6 protein-coding genes are annotated in these 6572 nt (G+C 75.2%); 1 reads left to right on the plus strand and 5 read right to left on the minus strand.

Annotated features, from left to right (window positions below; translation table 11 throughout):
* Positions 1 to 3: 3 nt before the first annotated feature.
* From nadC to ABZ923_RS26765, 4 genes are read right to left on the minus strand one after another with little or no spacing between them, the layout of a single operon-like run.
* Positions 4 to 981 carry a carboxylating nicotinate-nucleotide diphosphorylase gene (gene nadC, locus ABZ923_RS26750; RefSeq protein ID WP_361476231.1) on the minus strand — a complete coding sequence of 326 codons (978 nt, stop codon included), beginning with the start codon at positions 979 to 981 and terminating at the stop codon, positions 4 to 6.
* A gap of 25 nt (positions 982 to 1006) precedes the next feature.
* Positions 1007 to 2704 (minus strand): L-aspartate oxidase, encoded by a 1698-nt coding sequence (locus tag ABZ923_RS26755; RefSeq protein ID WP_361476233.1) that lies wholly within the window; start codon positions 2702 to 2704, stop codon positions 1007 to 1009.
* Positions 2701 to 3693 (minus strand): pantoate--beta-alanine ligase, encoded by a 993-nt coding sequence (panC, locus tag ABZ923_RS26760; RefSeq protein ID WP_361476235.1) that lies wholly within the window; start codon positions 3691 to 3693, stop codon positions 2701 to 2703. The genes ABZ923_RS26755 and panC overlap by 4 nt, the downstream gene beginning before the upstream one ends.
* Positions 3690 to 4700: a DUF2520 domain-containing protein gene (locus ABZ923_RS26765; RefSeq protein WP_361476237.1), complete on the minus strand. Its 1011-nt coding sequence runs from the start codon at positions 4698 to 4700 to the stop codon at positions 3690 to 3692. The genes panC and ABZ923_RS26765 overlap by 4 nt, the downstream gene beginning before the upstream one ends.
* Before the next feature lie 183 nt (positions 4701 to 4883).
* Between ABZ923_RS26765 and ABZ923_RS26770 the strand changes: the two genes are divergently transcribed.
* Positions 4884 to 6116, plus strand: coding sequence for an aminotransferase class I/II-fold pyridoxal phosphate-dependent enzyme (locus ABZ923_RS26770; protein WP_361476239.1), 1233 nt, complete (start codon positions 4884 to 4886; stop codon positions 6114 to 6116).
* Positions 6117 to 6156: 40 nt separating this feature from the next.
* Here ABZ923_RS26770 and ABZ923_RS26775 read toward each other — a convergent pair whose 3' ends face one another.
* On the minus strand, positions 6157 to 6366 hold the full coding sequence (locus ABZ923_RS26775; protein WP_361476241.1) for a hypothetical protein: 210 nt from the start codon (positions 6364 to 6366) through the stop codon (positions 6157 to 6159).
* Positions 6367 to 6572 lie beyond the last annotated feature (206 nt).

Consider the following 6572-nt stretch of genomic DNA (forward strand, 5'->3'; position numbering starts at 1 on the left):
CCGTTACTCCGCCTCGCGCAGGTCCAGGCCGATGTCCAGGATCGGCGAGGAGTGCGTGAGCGCGCCCACGGCCAGGAAGTCCACGCCGGTCTCGGCGTACGCGCGCGCGTTGGCGAGCGTCAGCCGCCCTGAGGCCTCCAGCAGCGCCCGGCCGCCGACGATGCCGACGGCCTCCTCGCACTCGCCGGGCGTGAAGTTGTCCAGCAGGATCAGGTCGGCGCCCGCGTCCACGACCTCGCGCAGCTGGTGCAGGGTGTCGACCTCGACCTCGATCGGCACGTCGGGGAAGGCCTCCCGCACGGCCTTGAAGGCCTGCGCGACGCCGCCGGCGGCGACCACGTGGTTGTCCTTCACCAGGGCCGCGTCCGAGAGCGACATGCGGTGGTTGACGCCCCCGCCGCAGCGGACGGCGAACTTCTCCAGCGACCGCAGGCCCGGCGTGGTCTTGCGGGTGTCTCGCACGCGCGCCTTGGTGCCCTCCAGGGCGTCCGCCCACGCGCGCGTGGCGGTCGCGATGCCGGACAGCCGGCACAGGATGTTCAGGGCGCTGCGCTCGGCGGTGAGCAGGTCACGTGTGCGCGTGGTGACCGACAGCAGCTTCTGCCCGGCCTCGATCCGGTCGCCGTCCTCCACGTGCCGCTCGACCTCGAACTCGTCCGTGCAGACCACGGAGAGCACGGCCTCGGCGACCCGGAGGCCGGCCACGACGCCCGCCTCGCGCGCGGTGAAGTCGGCGGTGGCCACCGCGTCCTCGGGGATGGTCGACACGGTCGTCACGTCGACACCGCCGTCCAGGTCCTCCTGGATGGCGACGTTGGCGACGTCCTCGACCTCGACCGGGTCGAGTCCGGCAGCGGCCAGCAGCTCGGCGAGCGCGGGGTCGAGCCCGCACTCCAGGTACTCCTCGTCACCCTCGGCGCCGCAGGCGCAGCCGTCGCCGCAGCCGCCGGTCGAGGCGAGGGGAAGGTCGTCGGTGCTCACGTCTGTCACTGCTCCTGGGGCGCTGTTACCGGATAGGGGGGAAGTCTGCGGTGTCGGTGGTGCGTACGGCCAGCGACCGGTCGGGATTGAGCCGTACGACGATGTGGCGCCGCCAGTCGGTGTCGTCGCGCTCGGCACGGTCCTCGCGCCAGTGGCAGCCGCGGGTCTCCTCGCGCAGCCGGGCGGCGGTGACCAGGACCCGGGCCACGCACAGGAGGTTCGTCGCCTCCCAGGTGTCCACGCCGGGCTCGGCGGTCTTGCCGTTCTCCTGGAGCGCGTCCCGGGCCTCGGCGTGCAGCTTCTGCAGCTGGTCCGCGGCCTTGGCGAGGGACTGTTCGGAGCGCAGCACGCCGGCGCCCTCGGTCATGATCCGCTGGATGGCGAACCGGGCCTCGGGGGCGAGCAGCGGGTGCGCCGGCTCGCCGGGGTCCGGAACCGGTGCGGGCACGCGCGCGTGGAGGCCGCTGTCGGCGTGGGCCGCGGCGATGTCGGCGGCGATCCGCTCGGCGTAGACGAGCCCCTCCAGGAGGGAGTTCGAGGCGAGCCGGTTGGCGCCGTGCACACCGGTGCACGCGACCTCGCCGCACGCGTACAGGCCGGGCACGGTGGTCCGGCCGCGGGCGTCGGTGCGGACGCCTCCGGAGGCGTAGTGGGCGGCCGGGGCGATCGGGACGGGCTCGGTGACCGGGTCGATGCCGTTGGCCCGGCAGGCGGCCAGGATGGTCGGGAAACGGTGCTCCCACATGGCGGCGCCGAAGTGCCGGGCATCCAGGAACATGTGCTCGGCGTCCTGCTCCTGCATCCGCCGCGTGATGCCCTTGGCGACGATGTCCCGCGGCGCCAGCTCGGCCAGCTCGTGCTGCCCCACCATGAAGCGCACGCCGTCCGCGTCGACCAGGTGGGCGCCCTCGCCGCGGACCGCCTCCGAGACCAGCGGCTGCTGCCCCTCCGCGTCCGCGCCGAGGAACAGCACGGTCGGGTGGAACTGCACGAACTCCAGGTCGCTGATCTCCGCGCCCGCGCGCAGCGCCAGCGCCACGCCGTCGCCGGTCGACACGGAGGGGTTGGTGGTCGCGGAGAACACCTGGCCCATGCCGCCGGTCGCGAGGACCACGGCGGGCGCGTGCACGGCGCCCACGCCGTCGTGCTGGCCCTCGCCCATCACGTGCAGGGTGACGCCGGCCGTACGGCCCTCGGCGTCCGTCAGCAGGTCCAGCACCAGCGCGTTCTCGATGGTGCGCAGCCCGCGCGCGCGGACGGCCTCGACGAGGGCCCGGGAGATCTCCGCGCCGGTGGCGTCGCCGCCGGCGTGCGCGATCCGGCGGCGGTGGTGGCCGCCCTCGCGGGTGAGTTCCAGTTCTCCCTCGGAGGACTCGTCGAAGTGCGCACCGGTGTCGATGAGCCGCCGCACCGCGTCGGGTCCCTCGGTGACGAGGATCCGTACGGCCTCCTCGTCGCACAGGCCCGCGCCCGCGACCAGGGTGTCGGCCAGGTGCTGCTCGGGGGTGTCGCCCTCGCCGAGGGCGGCGGCGATACCGCCCTGCGCCCAGCGCGTCGAGCCGTCGTCCAGGCGGGCCTTGGTGACGACGACCGTGGTCAGCCCGGCGGCCTCGCAGCGCAGGGCCGCGGTCAGACCCGCCACCCCGGAGCCGACGACGACCACGTCCGCGGAGATGGCCCAGCCGGGTGCGGGCGCGTGCAGTCGTATGCCTGTGCTGGTCACGAGGCGGCTCCGAAGGTGAGGGGGAGGTTGTCGATCAGCCGGGTCGAACCGACCCGGGCGGCGACGGCGAGGACGGCCTCGCCGGTGAAGTCGTCGCCGATCTCGGTGAAGTCGGCGGGGTCGACCAGCGCGAGGTAGTCCAGCTTCAGCGGCGGGTCGAGGCGGGCGGCCTCGTCCAGCACCTGGCGGGCGGCGGCGCGGACGGCCGCCGGACCACCGGGCGCGGCGGTGGCCACCGCGTGCGCGTCGGCCGCCGCGCGGGACTCGCCTATGGCGCTCAGCGCCTCGGCACGCGCGTGCGTGGAGGGCACTTCCCGGGCCCGCGCGCGCAGCGCCTCCTGCGCCGCGTGCCGGTCCCGGCCGGCGAACAGCGCGCGGGACAGCGCGAGCGCGGTACGCCGCTCGTCCGGCGCGAGGTAGCGGTTGCGGCTGGACAGGGCGAGCCCGTCCTCCTCGCGCACGGTCGGTACGGCGACGATCTCGACGCCGAAGTTCAGGTCCCGCACCATGCGCCGGATCAGGGCCAGCTGCTGGGCGTCCTTCTGCCCGAACAGAGCGACGTCGGGGCGGGTGAGGTGCAGCAGCTTGGCGACGACGGTGAGCATGCCGTCGAAGTGCCCGGGCCGCGAGGCACCCTCCAGGCGCTCGCCCATGGGGCCCGCGGTGATGCGCACCTGGGGTTCGCCGCCCGGGTAGACCTCGTCCGCGGAGGGCGCGAACACGGCGTCGGCGCCGGACTGCTCGGCCAGCTTCAGGTCGGCGTCCAGGGTGCGCGGGTAGCGGTCGAGGTCCTCCCCCGCGCCGAACTGCAGCGGGTTCACGAAGACGGTGACGACGACCTCGCCGTCCGGGCCGGCGATCTCCCGCGCGGTGCGGATCAGGGTCGCGTGGCCCTCGTGCAGGGCGCCCATGGTCATCACGACGGCGCGGCGGCCGTGCCGCACGCGCGCGTGCAGCTCTCCGGCGGTGCTCAGCAGGGCGGTGGTCATCGGTCGTTCCCCTCGGTGCCGGTCGTCCCGTCGGTGCCGTTCGTCCCGTCGGTGCCGTGCGGGCCGCCGGTGCCGTCGCCTCCCCGGCTGCCGGGGCCCGCGTGGCCCGCGTCGGCGAGTACCCCGAGAAGGTCCTCGGCCAGCTCCGGCTTCAGCAGGCCGTGCGCGAGCGCGCGGTCCGCGGTCGCGCGGGCCATCGCCAGGTAGCCGGCCACGGTCTGCGGGGCGTGCCTGCGCAGCTCGGTGACGTGCGCGGCGACCGTACCGGCGTCCCCGCGCGCGACCGGCCCCGTCAGGGCGGCGTCACCGGAGCGCAGGGCGTTGTCGAGGGCGGCGCCGAGCAGCGGGCCGAGCATCCGGTCGGGGGCCGTCACGCCGGCCGTGCGCAGCAGCTCCATGGACTGGGCGACCAGGGTGACCAGGTGGTTGGCGCCGAGCGCGAGGGCCGCGTGGTAGAGCGGGCGGTTCTGCTCGCTGATCCACTCCGGCTCGCCGCCCATCTCGATGACCAGGGCCTCGGCGGCCAGCCGCAGCTCCTCGGGCGCGGTGACGCCGAAGGAGCAGCCCGCGAGGCGCTGGACGTCCACCGGCGTGCCGGTGAAGGTCATCGCCGGGTGCAGCGCCAGCGGCAGCGCGCCCGCGCGCAGGGCGGGGTCGAGGACCTTGGTGCCGTACCGGCCGGAGGTGTGCACCAGCAGCTGTCCGGGCCGTACCGCGCCGGTCTCGGCGAGTCCGGCGACCAGGCCGGGCAGGGCGTCGTCGGGAACCGTGAGCAGCACCAGGTCGGCGCGCTGGAGGACCTCGGCGGGCGGCACCAGCGGGACGTCCGGGAGCATCGTCTCGGCGCGCCTGCGGGAGGCGTCGGAGACTCCGGAGACGGCCACCGGGCGGTGCCCGGCGAGCTGGAGGGACGCGGCCAGTGCGGGGCCCACGCGGCCGGCGCCGACGACGCCGACGGTGAGCCGCGCGGGGCGGTCCTTGAGGTCTGGCTGGTGGACTGTACTCACGCGACGGAGGCCTTCCCGTTCCAGTCCGCTCTGGGTACCGGACGATTTCTCGTCATGTTAACGCTATCGGGTGCGGCGGCGGCCGGCTGTCCACAGGCTGTGGGTTTCGCCACGCACCCGACGGCGCCCGCGCGCGGGGAAATTCCGGTGTCCTCCCGGCCGCGGCGCGACATGATCCACGGCATGACCGACACGGCTGAGCAGGGCACGGGACAGGGCGCGGGGCGGGACACCGGGGAGGGCGCGGGGCAGGACGCCGGGCAGGACACGGAACAGCGGACGCGGGAACGGCTGCGGGAGCGGCGCTCGGCGGCCCAGCGCCAGGCACGGCGCGTGCTGTCCCGCGCGGACTGGGGAGGCTCGATCCGCGACCGGCTCACGCACCTGATGGACGCGGCGGAGGAGGTCTACGACCTGGACGAGCCGGCCGACGTCTACGGCAACCGGATCGTGGCGGCCCTGGAGGAGCGGATCGCCGCGCTGCTCGGCACGGAGGCCGCCGCGTTCTTCCCGACGGGCACGATGGCCCAGCAGGTGGCCCTGCGCTGCTGGGCGGCCCGCACCGGCGACACCGCGGTGGCCCTGCACCCCATCTCCCACCCCGAGGTGCACGAGCGGCACGCCTTCAGCCAGGTCAGCGGCCTGCGCCCGATCAGGGTCGGCGACGGGCACCGGCTGCCCACGGCGGCCGAGATACGCGACGTCGAGGAGCCCTTCGGGGCGCTCATGCTGGAACTGCCGCTCAGGGACGCCGGTTTCGTGCTCCCCACGTGGGAGGAGCTGACCGAGGTCGTCGAGGCGGCCCGGGAACGCGACGCGGTGGTGCACTTCGACGGCGCGCGCCTGTGGGAGTGCACCGAGCACTTCGGGCGCTCCCTCCAGGACATCGCGGGCCTCGCCGACAGCGTCTACGTGTCGCTCTACAAGTCCGTCGGCGGTTTCGGCGGCGCCGCGCTCGCCGGCCCCAGGACGCTGGTGGAGGAGGCGAAGACCTGGCGGCACCGGTACGGCGGCATGGTCTTCCAGCAGTTCCCGACCGCCCTGTCCGCGCTGATCGGCCTGGAGCGCGAGCTGCCCCGGCTGCCGGAGTACGTCCGGCACGCGCGCGTGGTGGCCGCCGCGCTGCGCGAGGGGTTCGCGGCGGCCGGGGTGCCCTGGGCCCGCGTCCACCCGGAGGTGCCGCACACCCACGAGTTCCAGGTCTGGCTGCCGTACGGGCCCGGGGTGGCGGCCGAGGCGGCCGTGCGGCAGGCCGAGGAGACGTCGGTGCTGCTCTTCGCGAACGCCTGGGACGAGGGCGGTCCCGGCCTCGCGTTCACGGAGGTCGTCGTGCGTTCCACCGGCCTGGAGTGGACGGCCGACGACGTCCGCGCGGCCGTACGGGACTTCGTGGACCGCCTGCCGGGCCCGGCGTGACCGCGCGAGGGCCCGCTGCTGACCGCGCGCGGCCCCGGGGCTAACTGAGTGCGTGGGGGCGCAGCCGGCGGGCCAGCGCGCGCCGGAGCCGCCCGCGCGCCGGGCGCCCGGCGACGACCGCGCGGAAGCGCCGGTAGTCGCGCAGTTCGCGGGCGAGGCCGAGGTCGTGGCGGCCCGGCGCGGGCGGTTCGGGCTCGTCGTGCAGACGGGCCCGGTAGCTGTCGAGGAGGTACTGCTGGGTGATGCTCATGGCGGATCGCCTTCTCGGGACGCTGACTGATCAGTTGGTGTCACCGACCGCTCGGTGACCGATCGGGCTCCGCGGCTGCCCCGGTGCCTTCAGCCTGCCCGCCGGCCCGCGCCGATGTCCCGTCGATTGACGGCGGGCCGCAAACGACGCGGGCGCAGTGGGGGGGTGGGGGACGCAGGGGGGGAAGAGACGGGCCCACCACAAAA

This window comes from Streptomyces sp. NPDC046881 (assembly GCF_040645015.1).
Classification (GTDB): Bacteria; Actinomycetota; Actinomycetes; order Streptomycetales; family Streptomycetaceae; genus Streptomyces.